The 16,131-nt window shown below is 46.5% G+C and carries 14 protein-coding genes and 1 pseudogene; 11 read left to right on the top strand and 4 right to left on the bottom strand.

What is annotated here, in order from left to right; genetic code table 11:
* Positions 1–165: 165 nt before the first annotated feature.
* From CCB157_RS12850 to CCB157_RS12825, 6 genes are all read left to right on the top strand, one after another.
* Positions 166–834, top strand: a complete 669-nt coding sequence (locus CCB157_RS12850; protein WP_077616282.1) for an ABC transporter ATP-binding protein — start codon at positions 166–168, stop codon at positions 832–834.
* Complete coding sequence (locus tag CCB157_RS12845) at positions 831–3,308, top strand: hypothetical protein (RefSeq protein ID WP_077616281.1); 2,478 nt, start codon at positions 831–833, stop codon at positions 3,306–3,308. The genes CCB157_RS12850 and CCB157_RS12845 overlap by 4 nt, the downstream gene beginning before the upstream one ends.
* Positions 3,309–3,713: 405 nt before the next feature.
* Positions 3,714–4,505: a MerR family transcriptional regulator gene (locus CCB157_RS12840; RefSeq protein WP_077616280.1), complete on the top strand. Its 792-nt coding sequence runs from the start codon at positions 3,714–3,716 to the stop codon at positions 4,503–4,505.
* Entirely contained in the window at positions 4,505–5,524 is a 1,020-nt protein-coding gene (locus CCB157_RS12835; RefSeq protein WP_238594709.1) for a C45 family autoproteolytic acyltransferase/hydrolase, read from the top strand. Before CCB157_RS12840 ends, CCB157_RS12835 begins: the two co-directional genes overlap by 1 nt.
* A gap of 289 nt (positions 5,525–5,813) precedes the next feature.
* Positions 5,814–6,272 (top strand): ferritin-like domain-containing protein, encoded by a 459-nt coding sequence (locus tag CCB157_RS12830; RefSeq protein ID WP_077616278.1) that lies wholly within the window; start codon positions 5,814–5,816, stop codon positions 6,270–6,272.
* Between the two features lie 439 nt (positions 6,273–6,711).
* Positions 6,712–7,551, top strand: a complete 840-nt coding sequence (locus CCB157_RS12825) for an alpha/beta hydrolase (protein ID WP_158077313.1) — start codon at positions 6,712–6,714, stop codon at positions 7,549–7,551.
* A 454-nt stretch (positions 7,552–8,005) separates the two neighbouring features.
* Here CCB157_RS12825 and CCB157_RS12820 read toward each other — a convergent pair whose 3' ends face one another.
* On the bottom strand, positions 8,006–8,986 hold the full coding sequence (locus CCB157_RS12820; protein WP_077616276.1) for a ring-cleaving dioxygenase: 981 nt from the start codon (positions 8,984–8,986) through the stop codon (positions 8,006–8,008).
* 21 nt (positions 8,987–9,007) lie between these two features.
* A complete protein-coding gene (locus CCB157_RS12815) occupies positions 9,008–9,427 on the bottom strand; it encodes a MarR family winged helix-turn-helix transcriptional regulator (protein ID WP_077616346.1) in 420 nt (139 codons plus the stop codon).
* A gap of 453 nt (positions 9,428–9,880) precedes the next feature.
* Here CCB157_RS12815 and CCB157_RS12810 point away from each other — a divergent pair, with 453 nt between their 5' ends.
* From CCB157_RS12810 to CCB157_RS12800, 3 genes are all read left to right on the top strand, one after another.
* Positions 9,881–10,519 carry a hypothetical protein gene (locus CCB157_RS12810; protein ID WP_077616275.1) on the top strand — a complete coding sequence of 213 codons (639 nt, stop codon included), beginning with the start codon at positions 9,881–9,883 and terminating at the stop codon, positions 10,517–10,519.
* A gap of 246 nt (positions 10,520–10,765) precedes the next feature.
* Positions 10,766–11,551, top strand: a complete 786-nt coding sequence (locus CCB157_RS12805; protein ID WP_077616274.1) for a PhzF family phenazine biosynthesis protein — start codon at positions 10,766–10,768, stop codon at positions 11,549–11,551.
* A 148-nt stretch (positions 11,552–11,699) separates the two neighbouring features.
* A complete protein-coding gene (locus tag CCB157_RS12800; RefSeq protein ID WP_077616273.1) occupies positions 11,700–12,206 on the top strand; it encodes a GNAT family N-acetyltransferase in 507 nt (168 codons plus the stop codon).
* A gap of 154 nt (positions 12,207–12,360) precedes the next feature.
* On the opposite strand, the gene CCB157_RS12795 is transcribed toward CCB157_RS12800, so the two are convergent.
* Positions 12,361–13,245 (bottom strand): LysR family transcriptional regulator, encoded by an 885-nt coding sequence (locus CCB157_RS12795; protein ID WP_077616272.1) that lies wholly within the window; start codon positions 13,243–13,245, stop codon positions 12,361–12,363.
* Between the two features lie 120 nt (positions 13,246–13,365).
* Here CCB157_RS12795 and CCB157_RS12790 point away from each other — a divergent pair, with 120 nt between their 5' ends.
* Together CCB157_RS12790 and CCB157_RS12785 are read left to right on the top strand one after the other, a co-directional pair.
* A complete protein-coding gene (locus CCB157_RS12790) occupies positions 13,366–14,556 on the top strand; it encodes a YbfB/YjiJ family MFS transporter (protein WP_158077312.1) in 1,191 nt (396 codons plus the stop codon).
* Between the two features lie 20 nt (positions 14,557–14,576).
* Complete coding sequence (locus CCB157_RS12785; protein WP_077616270.1) at positions 14,577–15,020, top strand: GNAT family N-acetyltransferase; 444 nt, start codon at positions 14,577–14,579, stop codon at positions 15,018–15,020.
* A gap of 956 nt (positions 15,021–15,976) precedes the next feature.
* Here CCB157_RS12785 and CCB157_RS18480 read toward each other — a convergent pair.
* A pseudogene (locus CCB157_RS18480) lies at positions 15,977–16,131 on the bottom strand (IS256 family transposase); the annotation flags it as partial.

Here is a 16,131-nt window from a genome sequence, read left to right as displayed (position 1 = left end):
GTGTTTGTGGGTTTGGGTTTTTCAATGCTCTTCCTTGTCACCGCCATAAAATATTTTAGCGAGACGCTTCGCTGCCTTAATACGAGCGGCTTTTCAAAGACTTTGGGGTTGCATAAACTCCTCTAAAAAAGTTAGAGGAGTTTATGCAAATTTTGGAGGAAAACAATGATCCGGTTACACAACATAACGAAAAAATTTAATCAGAATAAGGATGAAATTATTGCTCTAAGAGACATCAACCTTTTCATTGAAAAAGGTGAATGGATCAATATTTTAGGTCCGAGCGGATCGGGGAAAACGACCTTGCTGAATCTGATCGGCGGCATGGACGCGCCGACTGCGGGTATGATCACGGTCGGAGAATTTGATTTGGCTCAACTGTCCGAAAAAGAGAAAAGACGGTATCGACGCAACTATATAGGGTATATTTTTCAAGATTTCCGCCTGCTCCCTCAATATACGGTTTTAGAAAATACGATGCTGCCGTTAATTCCGTATCAACCTCATGGACTAAAGGAAAAAGCGATGCAAATTCTTAAAAACTTGGGCTTGGAACATCGTTTAAACCAAACGCCCGAACAACTCTCGGGCGGGGAAAAGCAGAGGACTGCTATCGCCCGAGCGCTGATCAACGACCCGCCGATTTTGCTCTGCGATGAACCGACCGGAAACTTGGACGCCGGAAACAGAGACATCATTGTCGAAATTCTCAATGACCTTTCAAAAAGAGGCAAAACCATTCTCTTAGTGACCCATGATCCCGTACTGGCGAAAAACGGGCATAAGCGGTATGACTTGCGGGATGGGGTGCTGCGGGAGTCGGTTCCAAGATGATGAAACCGTTGATGACAAGCGGTTTGTTAAGACGGAAAAAACTGGCGGCCATGTTTATTGTAGCCCTTGGCGTCATTTTTACCATGATACCGTTTTTATACGGAACGCTGATCAAAACGCAAACGCTGATCGATTCAGATATACAAAAGAATTATCGGGGGACGTATGACATTTTGGTGCGCCCCGCGGGGAGCCGAAACGACATAGAAAAGAAATACGGTTTGGTTGAAGAAAACTATTTGGGGATCGGCCAAGGCGGCATATCCATCCGCGATTACGAAAAAATCAAAAGCCTTGACGGCGTAGACATCGCCGCGCCGATTGCCTCATTAGGATATTTTACCGGTATCTCGCGAGCCATCGTATTGCCCATGCCGGATCGTTCCGAGCGAATCCGTGTCCAGTTTTACACATCGGATGGCATCCACCGTTACCCTGTTGGCCCGAAGGGGACGGGTTATTTTATCAAAGATAGCAGTTCGGATTCCTTTGACAAACTTGCGGATTTTCATATTTTCAACGCCTTTATGAGCACGAGGAATCCCTCGGTTTTAATACCTCAAACCTATCATTTATTGGTTGCCATAGATCCGGATAGCGAAGAAAAATTGACGGGCATTTCATTTAAAAAACTGAAAACGAAAAATCGCCCTTTTTATTATGATAAGCTCACATTTGGAAATGTTCCGATTTTCCCGGTTATGAAATTGACGGATGCCGTCGTCCCTTTATCGGCAAACATTGAGGTGGAAGATCTTCGGACGGACCCATCGACCGTTTCTGCTTTAAAACAAAAGTATGGGATAAAAGAAGACCAACGTTTTGCGAAAGTATTGAAACAAGGGGAAGACACCTATAAAAAGTTGTTGAACGACTTTGATCATTATGTTTCAGGAAACAAGCGGACTTACACGGTTGATTTATCGAAATATTTAGATCCATTTTTATCCAATCCGTTAATGATTGACAAAAATGATCATATTAAAACGAATACCGAAGTTGCTATATTACAAGATGCAGGGAACACCTCCGTCTATTACAAAACCAGCGATATCAGCTATGAAATAGAAAACGCAATTCAGAGGCTGTTAGCCGTTCGTGAGCTCGGAAAGATCGGCCAAATTCCGGTTTATCGTGAAACGAAAAAAATGGGTGTCGCAAGAAGCGAATCCGATAAAGTTCCTTTCGTCCTTAATCCCGTGGGATCCTACTCCGAGAAAATGAAGATCAACAAACTGACCGCCAGTCCGCTGGGCATTTATGGTTTAACGCCCACGGTATCCAAAGAAACGGGCAAAACCGTCCATCCCACCATTTTGCCGGGCAGTTATGTTTCTTCGCCGGCAAGCGGAGTCACGACATTGGCAGCCGCTCAGCTCATAAAAGGCGAAAAGCCGATCGACGCGATCAGGATTCGGGTGGGCGGCATTCATGATTATAATGAAGCGGCAGAAAAGAAAATTCGGGATGTGGCGGGTAAAATCGCCAGTTTAGGGTTTGATGTGGATATCGTCGCGGGGGCTTCTTATCAAAAAATGGATGTCGATGTGGAAGGGACCGGTCATGTCTTGGAACCGTGGACGACACTTGGAGCGGCCGTCACCATCCACAATTCTTGGAATGGCCTTGCCGTAATGTTAATGATATCCTTTGCCATCATTGGGGGCCTTTACCTGTTTACGAGGTTGGCGTTTTGGAGAGTCGATAAACAAAAAGAGAATTTATTATTGACCCAACTGGGATGGGAAGAAAAGGATATACAAAAGAAGGCCAAGTTTGAATTGGTCGTTTTGACGTTCGCCGCTTTTGTTTTGAGTGTGCTGGTGACGATGATTATTCGAGAAATCCTTTTCGGTTCGATCATCCAAGCTCTGGCGGTACAATCAGCCATCCTTTTGGTCACGCTTTTTATTATCTTGTTTTCACCATTCAAACTTGGAAAAAGGAAGCCGTCCGCCAAAATCAAAAGCAGCCGTTTGCTTCGCAAAAACCTCCATTATTATAAAGCGTACATTCGGCTGCCTTTTGTGCAGATTCTAATGACGACTTTTGTTTCCGCTTTTTCCTTCCTGGTCATCGTCGCCACCGTCAAGAAAACGAACTTAACGAGTTTGGGGCAATACATCAACCTCCATGCCTCAACCTATCACATCATCTTTATACTCGGGGCGTATTTATTGGCCGTGCTCACGATGATGGAAGGCCAGATGACGTTGCTGAAGGTCCGGAGCACCGAGACGCGGAACTTCATTTCAATTGGGTGGGCGGTTAAGGATATTGTAAAGTTGTATCTCATGGAAATGGCCATTTGGGCCGGCGCCGCTATTCTCCTCGGGACAGCAATCGCTTTGGTGGTTTGCCATCTTGTTTTCGCCTTTTATTTATCGCTCACCGTCTACACCATTTTCATGAGCGCAACGTTTTATGTTTTAGTGCTTCTTGTCTCCTATTTGACGATAAGGTTCAGATTTTAGATGGGGATTCCAACTCGCTGAATGGGATTCAACCATGCAGCGGGGATGAATATCCGCGATCAGTCCGGCGCTCTATTTTTAGCCAAGGAGTGAAGTTCGACTGATACAAAGGACTGGACATGAATGCCGCAAAGATGCTTTTGGCGTTCTCCATGGAGGCGTGATGATCGGTTGCACGCCCCTTTTTTTCATCTTCGGAGAAGCCAACGTTTTGGCCCCGTTTTACCGTGATTGCATTTTACGATTGGATAGAATGAGACGAACGCCAAGCGACGCATGGATGAGTGGCTGAAAACAGTCCGAAACCGCAAACAACCCTCCTTCATTTGAAAACGCTTCTTGACCTTCAAGCGGCTTTAAGGTGTAGTTTTTCTTGTAGGGAGGTGCCGCCATGGAGAGGAGCTCATGACGATTCAAACGTTTTCCGAAAGAACCGGGATAGCCAAAAGCGCCTTGAGATATTACGAATCCGTGCAGTTGCTGCGGCCGATCCGAAAGGAAAACGGTTACCGGCTTTATTCGGAGGGTCAAATCACAACGGCGAAAATGATTTCCGGCCTGCGCCTGGCCGGTGTGTCCATAAGGGATATTCAACGATTCTTGGAAGAAGGCGAAACCGCCCGCCGGAAAATGATTGACCATTGGCTGAAAACATTGCGGGAAAAACGCCGCCTTTTAGAAATCGGCTTGCGTTTTCTGGAAGGTTACCAAAAAGACGACCGAGTGTACCTGTTGGAAAAGAAAGCGGAGAAGGTGGTTTGGTTTGTTGCCGAAGCGCAGCCCGGCCGATTCGGGCAGCACTTCGAACAAAGAAAAAAGGAGCTCGACCGTTTGGCTATTCGCATTCACAGCGGCTACTTCAGGTACTTATCCGGCAGGGAAACCATCAGGGCGCAAACCGGTTTTGGCGTCGCGGATGATGCGGACTTAGAAGGTTTATCCAAAGGCGCCGCCATTGAGACGCTGCCGGCCTGTCTCTGCATCGCTTTGCCGTACACCTCACCGATCACGGAAATACGAAAAGGCTACGTGCAATTGATGAATTACGCGATCGATCATCAGTTCATTCCGGCCGGACCCATCATGGAATGGTATCGCGGAGAACGCTTTAAAGATGTGGATTTGATCATGCCGGTCGCTCATATCGGAAACATGGAAAGGGAGGGATTTTTTTGGCACGCCGGGAGAGACTTGTAGTGGACGTGGTCGAGTTGAAAGGCAGCCGTTTTCAAATCGGTTTGGAGCAGGGACGCCGGTTAACATCAACAATAATTGCAGACGGGAATGGGTTAAATCGGCCTAGGAGACGAGACTTCCCGTATCACAGAGCAGCAAATCTTTTGGAAAAGTTCTCATCGCATTTATTCAACGAGTTAAAAGGCTTGGCCAAAGGGTTGGATCGGCCGCTCGAGGAAGTTTTGGCAAGCTATAGCGGTTATGACGTCTTGTTTCATGAGATGGGGTGTACGGCATTCGCCAATGACGCCTATTATGTCCGGAATTATGATTTTAGCCCTGAATTATACGACTCCAGGCTCGTATGGATCCGGCCCAAGAACAAGGAAGGGTATGCGAGCGTCGGTTTTAGCCAACATCTTGTCGGTCGGCTTGATGGTATGAACGAAAAGGGCTTGGTCATCGGCTTGCATTTTGTGAATGACGGGCACCGCCAAGAAGGGTTTTTGGCCACGATCATCGTCCGCATGTTGCTCGACCAGTGCGCCACCACGGAAGAAGCGGTTGCATTCATCGCTCAAGTGCCGCACGGCTATTGTTACAATTATTCCATGCTGGATGCGAACGGGAATCGCGCCGTGGTCGAGGCCTCGCCGGAGCAACAAGTCATCCAACGCAGTGCACCGCTGCGATGCACCAATCATTTTGAGGCCGAAGAGCTGAAGAGGAAAAATCGGACGAATATCCAAGGTTCCGTGGCCCGCAAGCAATATTTGCAAAGCTTATCGGAGGAAAGCTTGGATCCGTTGGCCCTTTTTCAGCGATTCAATAACGAAGCTTCCCCGTTGTTCTTCCATCGTTACAGAGAGTATTTCGGCACTTTGCACACGGTCGTCTATTCGCCGAAAGATTTGACCGTCATCATCGGCGTCGGCCAAAACAGCACGCCGCGAATCTTTTCTTTTAAAGAATGGCTGCGCGGTGGATTGCCTCTGCCGAAAACGATCGCCGGCACGATCTCATATGAGGATTCGATTTGATGTAGAAAAGCGCGGCCACACGGCTTATGCTGTCTCAACTCTAAAGGGGTGACCGATCGTCCAAGGTCCCCGTTGTGGCGGTGCCGTTTTGATCATGAAATCTTTGCGCGTTGAAACGTTTAATGATTTGGCAAGAAAACGAGTGTGATCAGCCATGTTGTACGGATTTTATGCCTTTTTATTTCTGTTAATTTATATTTTTTACAAAAATGATGTTTGAGGTGTTTCCGTTTGCCGCTGTGATGAATATCCTGCCATGGAAGAGACTTTATCCGCAGGAGGGTTTGGCATGGATTACGGCCAATATGCCAGCACCATGCCCGCTGACATGGGCATGTATGGTCAAGACGCGATGCTGCGCGCCATTCAAGAGAGCATCGCGGATGAACAGGAAGATGCGCGATTCTATGACGCTTTGGCGGCGCTCGCTCCCACTTCGCTCGAACGGCAAATCATTGCCAAAATTCGCGATGATGAACGGAAACACGCAATCATGTTCCGGCAAATGTATGTGAAATCGACCGGTTATCAGCCGCCTGCGTCGAACCAAGTTACGGAGAACCGGCCCCGGAGCTATCTTGAAGGTGTTGAAAAAGCCATATTGGGCGAGCTGATGGCATTTGAAAAATATCGCGACCTTTACCTTCGCATCTCTCCCATGTATAAAAATTTGCTGTTTGAAATCATGACCGATGAAATCAAGCACGCCGGATACTTTAATTGGATATTCACCAGGAACAAGAGGTAGGTCGCCATAGACCGTTAAAAGGGGCACGCGCTGGTTGCGGTGCCTTTTTTCACGGCCAAAAAGAAGGGGGGCACACGCTATTTACTGTGGACCCCGTTCTTTTGCCGTCGTTCGGGTTAAACCCCGATTTTGGGTCTTGAAGCGAGTTCGGTGCGCTTCTTCGATTCTTGTCAAAGCCTTCTGATTCTTCTTTGGTTAAACGCCGACAATCATCTTTAAGCCATCATTTTAGGGGAATATTGCCCCGTCCTTTGTTGATTCATTTTCAGAAGAGCGGATTCCCACCCAAGAGCGATTTTTTGCTAATATATTATTAATCAGTTATTTTTCGCTTATCAGTAAGGTCAAGCGTATCCTCGACGATTCGGAAAACAAGAAATGGGGCGGTGACGATCCATTGGGAAAGTATCATGCGGTCATTGTCGGGAAGGGCAGGCCCTTGATTTTTCTTCCAGCCGGCGGTTTCTCGGGGCTAGAAGGGTTAAATATTGCGGAAGCCTTGGCCGATCATTATGAATGCCATCTATTGGACTTGCCGGGAATGGGCAGAAGTGAAGGGATTAAAGGGAGAGTCACTTTAAGCAAGATCGCCGCATGGGTGAAGGCATACATTGAGAGGAATGAAATGGAGAAGGTCACGCTCGTTGGGCATTCGATGGGCGGCGGGCTGGCCTTGTGTTTTGCCTCTCTCTTTCCGAATCATGTTGAAAAGTTGGTGTTATTGGATCAAGGGCATAAGCGCATTCCGCGTTTTCCCACAAGCGAATTTGGACCTTTAGGGTATGCGGCGCCGCTGATCAATGGACTGGAATATATATGGGGCCATTCATTCGTGAAAAGGATTGAAAGGTTTTTGCTGTCATCCGACGGTGAAGCCCCTGAAGCAAACATTGAGAAGCAAGTAAAGGTTTTTTGTGAAAAATACGGTTTGAAAGCAACCGATTACATAAAAAGGGCTTTCGAGGAAAATGTGGAGATTACTAAAGAGGGTCTTCGGTTGATGTTCGGCTATTATCGTTTAAATTTGCCTAAGCTGCTCAACCGTTTGTCCGTCCCGTGTCTTTTGATTTATGCCTCGTATGAGCGTGTGGATCCGAAGGAAGCGCATAAAACGAAAAAGGCGATTCTTAGATTAAAAAAGAGAGACGGATTGTCGCTTTGCGCGATCAATAGCCATCATTATGTTCATTGGGCGGATGAGCGTTGTATAGAAAAGATTAAAGAATTTTTGCGGGGTACTATTTCCTCCTCAAATGAAAAGGCTCCATCCATCCATTAATATCATGGGTTCGCCATCTCCGCCGCCAGGCTTAATTATGAGACTGATCGCTGAACCAATGATCCGTATTCCCCGATCGGAGACGGCCTGGTTTCTAGCGCTCCTTTTCAGAGCGGTACAAAGGAGAGTGGCAAGGGCAAGAGTCGATGACAAAAAACATCGGCGGATGCAGCTGGATCAAGAGAAGTTCAATCCCTAATTAAACCTGAGTAAATTTTTTAGGGCCTCATAAATAAAAAGCGGAACGGCCTTGATAAATCGAGGCCGTCCCTCTTTTGGTGAGTCATGCTTCTTTACCCGCCGGCGAAAAGCCTGCTGCACTAAAGGAGTTTTTGCCCGCCAAGCCGTGAAAGCCGCTAAAATTTCTTTAATGGTCGTTCAATTTCCCGCCGCTGCCGGAACAGGGCGAGCGACGACTCTTTGCGATTCTTTCGGAGCTGTTCTGCGCGCGTTTTCATCCGTATAAATTGGACGTATCCAGCGGTTTTAATTTCGCTTCAATGCTTGCGCGTAGCGGCTCTAAAAAGGGCGGAAGCGCCAATGTTTCGCCGAGATGTTCCGGGTCTTCGTCCGTGGCAAAACCCGGGCCGTCGGTCGCCAGTTCAAATAAAATGCCGTTCGCCTCGCGGAAGTAAATCGATTTGAAATAATAGCGATCCACCAGGCCGGACGTACGGAATCCCGCGCTTTCCAAGCGATCGTGCCATGCAAGGTATTCTTCCTCGTTAGGGACCCGAAAAGCGACGTGGTGCACGCCGCCGCGGCCCAGGCGTTCCGGAGGGAGATCATGGCGTTCTTCGATATGCACTTCAGCTCCCGTACCGCCTTCACCCGTTGCAAAAACTAGAATATCCGGTTGCCCTTCAACATATGAGGCATAATGGCCTTCTTCGCGAAAACCGAGGATATCCGTCAGCACGCGGGCCGTTTTCTCCGCATGGCGGACGGTTAAGGTCACCGGCCCTAAGCCGCGAATCCCGTATTCAAAGGGGACGGGGCTTTTCGCCCATGGGCGCCCGCCAGCAACGCCTTGCACGCCTTCATCGGAAACAAGGACGAAGCGGGTGCCTTCAAAATCCCGAAATGGCAAGGTTTTTCTGCCTGCGCGTACTTGGATCGGATCATGCTCGACGCCCAAGTCTTCGAAACGCATTTGCCAATATTCGAGAGCGCGATCGGACGGGACGCGCAAAGAAAGATTTGAAATACTGCTTACGCCGGGGTATGTGCGTGCGGCAAACGGTATATCAAAAAACGTGAGTTCGGTTCCGGGGTTTCCCATTTCATCCCCATAAAAAAGGTGATAGGAAGACGTATCATCTTGGTTCACCGTTTTTTTGACCAACCGCAAACCGAGCGTCTTGGTGTAAAAATGGACGTTTTTTTCGGCGTTTGCGGTGATCGCCGAGACGTGATGGATGCCTTTTAATTCCATCCTGTTTTCCTCCTAAATCGTTTATTTTTGACGATCGAGCTTCCTGAGCAGTTTGAGCAATTGGTGTTTCTCGTCATCTGTGAGCGCATCAAATTGTTCAGACTGGAATTGTTCCTGTTTCGGGACGACTTCTAAGTATAATTCCCGTCCTTTAGGGGTGAGAAAAAGGTAATTGCACCGCCCTTCTTTCGTTTTAGCGATCAAGCCTTGTGCCGCCATTTTATCGAGGAGCTGCGTGATATTGCCTTGGGTGACGAAAAGGCGGTCAGCGAGTTGTTTTTGTGTGAGCCCTTCTTTGGAACCGATTTGCGCTAAAACGTCGAATTGGGAAACGCTCAAATGCCACTTTTTTAGATGATCCGCAGATTTTCGCAATTGGTGGTTGTAGACGCGGGCCAAACGAAACCAAATCAAAAGCCCGGTTTTCTGAACGCCTTTCATGTGTTGCGTCTTTTCGCCGTTTGGTTGCGCCAATCTCATGCCCCCTTCCAAGGTTTCCTATACTTTAGAACTAAAGTGTCGGTTTGTCAATCAAGAAGCATCTGTCGTAGGTTCATGAAAATATTGTATATTACAAATGTATGCTAGGGATTTGTCCGATCGTATTGGCAGGAGGGGGATAACAGAATATCGCGTTGAATATTTTGAATGTAACGCGTTCAAATGAGCTGAGGAAATACATCAGGCGGTTAAAAGGCTATGAATGAATGTTGATTTCACCTGACGTCGGCGGTCAATTTTACAAACCGGATTGCAGAATCGGCGATCGTCTCATCCAATTTTTATTACCATTTAGGGATGCGTTCGTATTTCATTTTTTCCTAATAAGGATTTGAGGGCTTTAACCAATTTTCGCGTCTAAATTCCTTGGCATGATAGCGGGAGAGGATTGTATTGATTGATATTCATAACGTCATGAGGGAACTATCAAGCAAACGGCCGATTTTTCATTCGGAGGCAGATTTCCAACATGCTCTGGCGTGGGAAATCCATCTTAAATATCCGAACTGTCAAATTAGACTCGAATATAATCCCCCATTTGTCAATGACAGAATGTACCTGGATTTATGGGTTTCAAATAACCATTACTATACAGCTATTGAACTCAAGTATATTACGAAAAAAATACATGTAGATGTTGATGGAGAAAAGTTTGAATTAAAGAGTCATGATGCATTGGATTTAGCTAGGTACGACTTTATAAAAGATATCACGCGTTTGGAAAAAGTGGTTGCAAATCAAGCAAATTTGAACGGCTATGCCCTTTTATTAGCAAATGAAAGCTCATTATGGCGTCCTGCCGTAAAACGGAACAAAATACCTAATGATATCCATTTTCGCATTCATGAAGGGCGAGTTCTTCAAGGGAAGTTGGATTGGGGGCCAAATACCGGGGAAGGGACAAAGAAAGGAAGAGAATCTGCTTTAAATATTTTAGGTACATATCGGTTGGAGTGGAATGATTTTTCCGATTTCGATGGGGAGCGTTATGGAAAGTTTAAATTTCTTTTAGTGAGAATAGAAAGTATGTAAATAATTACTGCTCCTATTTGTTTAAAGTTGGTACTTCCCTTAACAAATATACATAAATAACTTATTTCCCTTGTTCTTGATGAGACCAACCCGTTCGTTTAGTTTCCCGGAGGATGAATTTGTTTTCATCATTTGTAATGAAGCGTACTTCATAGCTGTCTAAAGGGCCGGAATACGATTAGCGATTTATGAAGTACTCAGGCAATCATCATCAATGCGAAAAATGTGGCTTAAGGGGGGAGTAAAATGCATTTTTCCATTTTAAACACTTTTACGGATCAAGCCTTTAAGGGCAATCCTGCCGCCGTCTGTTTGTTAAGCGAGGAAAAAGATCATCGTTGGATGCAGAGTGTTGCGAAAGAAATCAATGTGCCGGTGACGGCGTTTATAACGGGCTTTAAAAATGAATACCATTTGCGCTGGTTCACCCCTTTGTCCGAAATCCCGATTTGCGGACACGGAACGCTGGCCAGTTCGTTTTTTTTGTGGGAAAAAGGATATGTTGACAGGGAGAAGGCCATCGTCTACCATACCAAAAGCGGTGTTCTCAAATCCCGGTTGGTCGATGGATGGGTTCAATTGGAGTTTCCTTCCATTCACCAGGAGGCGACCGTTGCTCCTGATTTACTGATGGAAGCTTTAGGCGTTGAGCCTGCTTATGTTGGAAAAAGCCAACTCGATTATTTAGTTGAAGTAAAATCAGAAGACACGGTAAAAAACTTAAAACCCACGATCAACCTGATTGCAAAATTGCCGGTCCGGGGCGTGATCGTGACGAGCCGTTCGAATTCAACAAAATATGACTTTATTTCCCGTTTCTTTTCGCCGGCTCAAGGTCTCGATGAGGATTATGTCACCGGTTCAGCCCATTGCTGCTTAGGTCCATATTGGAAAAGGAAGTTGAAGAAAAGCGATTTGACTGCGTACCAGGCTTCGGAAAGAGGGGGAATATTGAAAGTCAAGGTTTTGGATGACATCGTTTTGTTGTCAGGAAAAGCGGTCATCCTCTTTGAAGGCAATCTATTAGTTTAATAACTTCCGCGGAAGAACGAATGGGCTTCCATCTTTCGCGGCGAGGCGCATTTTATGGTGGGTGAACGGGACAGAAAGAAACAGCCTTTTGTTCGTCTTACATCTAATTTAAAAATGAGATGACACCAATGGGGAAGGAGGCGTGGTAATGTTTGTTATTGAAACCGAGCGATTGATCTTAAGAGAGTATGAAGAGGCAGATCTTGACCCGCTGCATCGCATTTTTTCCGATCCGGAAACCATGAAGTATTATCCGGCCCCATTTAGCCTTCAGAAAACCCGTGACTGGATAAAACGGAATCAAGAGCGATATCGGAAAGACGGTTTTGGCTTATGGGCGGTTTGTTTGAAGGAAACGAATGAATGCATAGGGGATTGCGGTCTTGTAAAACAAATGGTCGATGATCGGATCGAAGTGGAGATCGGTTACCATATAAATAAACAATACTGGTCGAAAGGGTACGCAACGGAAGCGGCCAAGGCGTGCAAGGCATACGGGTTTAATCAATTGGGTTTAAATAAGCTGATCAGCATTATTGATCCGAAAAATGCGCCATCCATTCGCGTGGCCGAGAAGATCGGTTTCACGAAGGAAAAAGAAGTCTTTATTTTCGGCAAAAACCATGCGATCTACTCAGGCGTTAAAGAAGGTTAAGCGGTGAAATGGCGAGCGGGGAAAATCGGCGGGCCGATAAAGCGGCCTGCTTCCGCATTAACCGGTTTCGATGAAGAGAAAAGAAAAAGCGGCACGGGCTCGCGCCGCTTTCTCATCGCCGGCTTCCAAAAACTTGCGTCTATGACATATCCGCTTATCCGGCACGGCGCATGGCCGCACCATCCTTCACGGTTTCCAGAAATTTTTGCATGGCGGGCGTCGCGGCGGCGTTTTTGCGTTGAATGAAAAAAGTCGTGACTTTCGCAAATTGTTCAGGTATTTCATAACAGGCCAATGCATAGCGATCTTGAAAACGATCGACGACGCTTTTGGGCAACAGGGTAATACCCAATCCCGCATGGACGCATCCTAAAATGGCATCCAACGAACCGAACTCCATGATCTTGTGGGGCATGATTTTTTCGGAACGAAGCCATTCTTCCAATCTTTTTCGATACGTGCACCCTTGTTTAAACACCAATAAACTGCTTCGGCTCAGATCTGGCCGATCGTTTACGGCCGCTCCCTTCTTCTGGGCAACAAGCACCAATTCTTCCTCAAAAACGGCTTGTTGTGAGAGCTCTTTATGATGCACCGGTCCGGCGACAAAGGCGCCATCGATTTCATAGGCAAGGACCGATGCGACGAGTTCATCCGTCGGCCCCGTCTTTAATGATATATCGACGTCGGGATAATTCATGCTGAAGAAATATAAAGGCAAAGGCAGCCGGACAGCCGCGGTGGTTTCCATGGAACCGATGGCTAATGGCCCCTTGGGAGTGCCGGAGTAGATGATGGCCTTTTCGGCTTCCGCAAAGCAATGCAAGATGTTCTCGGCGTACGTGAGGAGCGTTTTTCCCGCAGCCGTCAATGAAACGCCATAGCGGTGCCGGTGAAACAACGGGGTTTGAAAATGGGCCTCCAACTTTTGGATCTTGGATGTGACGCTCGATTGAACAAAATTCAGCTCTTCAGCGGCTTTGGAAATATTCCCGTGTTTCGCTACCACCCGAAACACGTTTAAATCCTCGATATCCATTCGGCTTTCCCCTTTTTCAGATATCGTTTTTTTAAATATGAACCATAGTTTTTTATCATTATTAACAAATATCAGATCAACAGTATGATAAAGCTAAAAGAAATTTTAGGTGGGGGGCTTATGATCAACAAATCATCGCCGATCAACGTGGTTATGGGAGGCATGGCGGCTTTAATTGTCGTCATGGGGATCGGGCGGTTCGCCTACACGCCGATTTTGCCGGACTTTCAAAAAGCCGTGCGCCTGAGCGATGTGATGGCCGGCTTCCTCGCCTCGGTCAATTACCTCGGGTACTTGCTGGGCGCTTTGGGGGCAGGATTTTCCAAATGGAAGAACGGCAAAACCTTTTATTTAAGGAGTTTTCTCGTCCTCAACATCTTGGCCACGCTGGCCATGGGCTTGACCGAGCACGACTGGCTTTGGTGTTTCTATCGCTTTATTTCCGGTTTAACAAGCGGGATCGTCTTTGTGCTTGCTTCAAGCATGGTATTGGATGTTCTCGCCGCCGCCAAGCCATCGCTTTGGTCAGGCGTGTATTACAGCGGAGTTGGAATCGGGATATTCCTCACGGGGCTTATCGTTCCCGTTTTGGAGCACCATTTTAGTTGGCGCGGGGCTTGGATCGGATTAGGCCTCCTTTCGCTATTTATAGGGATATTCCCATTCTTGTGGTTAAAAGAGCATGCGTCACCCGGCAAACCATCGCCTTCATCACCCCGTCCCCGGAACGCTCGGAAACAAAGGATGTTGCCGTGGCTGATCGCTTCCTACGGCTGTGAAGGAATGGGGTATAGCGTGAGCGCCACGTTTTTGGTGGCTCTCGTCCAGAAAATCCCTTCTTTAGGACATCATCCAGCTTTAAGTTGGGTGTTTGTCGGCGTTGCGGCGATTCCATCTTGCATCGTGTGGGCCTTGGCCGCGAAAACATTTCGTCATCTTGTGGCTTTGCAGCTCGCTTTTTTCACCCAAATCGTCGGTGTGATCCTTCCTATCTTCTTTTTTAATTCTTATGGCGCTTTAATCGGAGCCTTATTATTCGGGGCCACATTCATGGGCATCACGACGTTGACCGTCTCAGAGGGGCGCAATCTGGCGCCGCATCAAAGCAGTCAAGCCATCGGCTATTTGACCGGCGTGTATGGCATCGGTCAAATGATCGGCCCTGCCGTTGCAGGGGTTTTGATTGCCAAGTCGGGAAACTATCATTCTTCCCTGATCTTCGCCACCGCCGTATTGGTTTGCGGCATGTTGCTTTTAGGCGCGGGCCAGATCATCACCGCCAACAGCAAAGACAGAATCGTGGATGCATGACATAAAGGAGGCATTTTGGCATGGCAGAATCCATCGTGCCCATGTCCACAGAACATTTGGAGCCATGCGTTGAACTTTATATGAAAGTATTTAATAGCGAGCCTTGGAATGAAAGCTGGACGCCTGAAACGGCCAAAGAAAGGCTTGCGGATCTGATGCATACGCCTCATTTCATGGGGTTTTTTTGGGAAAACCATGGCACGCCGATTGGTTTTATCGCCGGCCACCGTAAAGTCACTGATCAAGGCCCGGCGTTTTATTTAGCGGAGTTATGCATCAATAATGCCATTCAAGGGAAAGGTTATGGATCCCAACTTCTCCGGTTTTTAGAGGAACAATTAAGGAAGAACAACGTCAAGAGCCTTTATCTCTTGACTTCCCATGGCGGGCCCGCCGAAAGCTTTTATCGAAAAAACGGATATGCCGTGCATCACAATCGAATGGTGATGGGCAAGAAGTTGTAAAGTGTTTTTAATATATAAGTGAGTACAAAAATTCTTTCGCAATCAGTGAAGGTAAAAGTAACCGGCAGGTGTTTTTTATATCAAAATCAACCCAGTCTTCAAGCGATGGACAAACGATTTTTAAAGAGAATTTTCGCGGTAAAAAGGACTTGAAGAGTGATATTATCCCCTTATAGTAGACAGAAAAAAGAAAGGGATGTACCGTCTACTATGGAGGGGATATTTTTATGGGCAATATCAGAAAAACTTACAGTAAAGAATATAAATTAGACGTGGTGAAGAAATATTTGTATGAGGGATGGACTAAGCGTGAAATCATGGATCAATTTCGCATCTCTTCTTCCATGTTACATAGATGGGTAACTGTTTTTAAATGAATTTAAAATATCGGATTATTATGTGCTTGCAGAAGCCGTAATGAACCGTTCAAGAGAACTTAGAGAACAGCATACGTAAGTTGTTTATTTGTGAAGATGAAGGCAACCAGTTGGTTCAGAAAATTTAACCGGATTACTTTTGAATAAGAGAATATTGGTTCTATTTAAACTGAACGGATTCATGAATGGTTCCGTTGGACAACATAAATGGTCTGTTTGAATATTTCCTTATCAAAGGGGAAAATTGTTATTAAAGAATAGACGGTAAAATGGTAAAATTAATAAAACTGATTCCAGTGATGAAAAGATCTATTAAACCATGTACATAAACTCGCAACAAACGGATTTTTACCATCCCGCCCAACGATGGTCAAGTCCATTTTATTGTGTAAATTTCCCTTTGATAGAAACATGGACCTGATGACTTGATGGATGGCAGGTAAGTCCGGCAAGGCGACCGGCAGGGAGACTTGCCGGACAAACAATCATGTTGTCAATGAACAGGCGTGTCAAGGCGCTTTCGCGGCATATCCTCGCTTCGCTGCGGTATTCCACGTTCCCCTTGACACGACAAAGTCATTATCCCACTTTCTTGATCGTGGAAACTTCCTCGTTCATCGTTTGAACTTCTTGACTTTTCGTTTTCCGCCACTGCCAATAGTCGGACATATCCAGGTATTTGCGTCCCGATATCCATTTTTCGTCCATTTCGATCAACACGGCGCCTACGAGGC

The organism is Caenibacillus caldisaponilyticus (genome assembly GCF_002003465.1).
In the GTDB taxonomy this organism is placed as follows: Bacteria; Bacillota; Bacilli; order Bacillales; family Sporolactobacillaceae; genus Caenibacillus; species Caenibacillus caldisaponilyticus.
This window is presented reverse-complemented; position numbering and strand designations above follow the sequence as displayed.

Coding starts and splice junctions, on each gene's coding strand:
- CCB157_RS12845 (WP_077616281.1), top strand. CDS start 831: ATGATGAAACCGTTGATGACAAGCGGTTTGTTAAGACGGAAAAAACTG.
- CCB157_RS12850 (WP_077616282.1), top strand. CDS start 166: ATGATCCGGTTACACAACATAACGAAAAAATTTAATCAGAATAAGGAT.
- CCB157_RS12805 (WP_077616274.1), top strand. CDS start 10,766: ATGCATTTTTCCATTTTAAACACTTTTACGGATCAAGCCTTTAAGGGC.
- CCB157_RS12790 (WP_158077312.1), top strand. CDS start 13,366: ATGATCAACAAATCATCGCCGATCAACGTGGTTATGGGAGGCATGGCG.
- CCB157_RS12830 (WP_077616278.1), top strand. CDS start 5,814: ATGGATTACGGCCAATATGCCAGCACCATGCCCGCTGACATGGGCATG.
- CCB157_RS12840 (WP_077616280.1), top strand. CDS start 3,714: ATGACGATTCAAACGTTTTCCGAAAGAACCGGGATAGCCAAAAGCGCC.
- CCB157_RS12820 (WP_077616276.1), bottom strand. CDS start 8,986: ATGGAATTAAAAGGCATCCATCACGTCTCGGCGATCACCGCAAACGCC.
- CCB157_RS12815 (WP_077616346.1), bottom strand. CDS start 9,427: ATGAAAGGCGTTCAGAAAACCGGGCTTTTGATTTGGTTTCGTTTGGCC.
- CCB157_RS12800 (WP_077616273.1), top strand. CDS start 11,700: ATGTTTGTTATTGAAACCGAGCGATTGATCTTAAGAGAGTATGAAGAG.
- CCB157_RS12785 (WP_077616270.1), top strand. CDS start 14,577: ATGGCAGAATCCATCGTGCCCATGTCCACAGAACATTTGGAGCCATGC.
- CCB157_RS12795 (WP_077616272.1), bottom strand. CDS start 13,245: ATGGATATCGAGGATTTAAACGTGTTTCGGGTGGTAGCGAAACACGGG.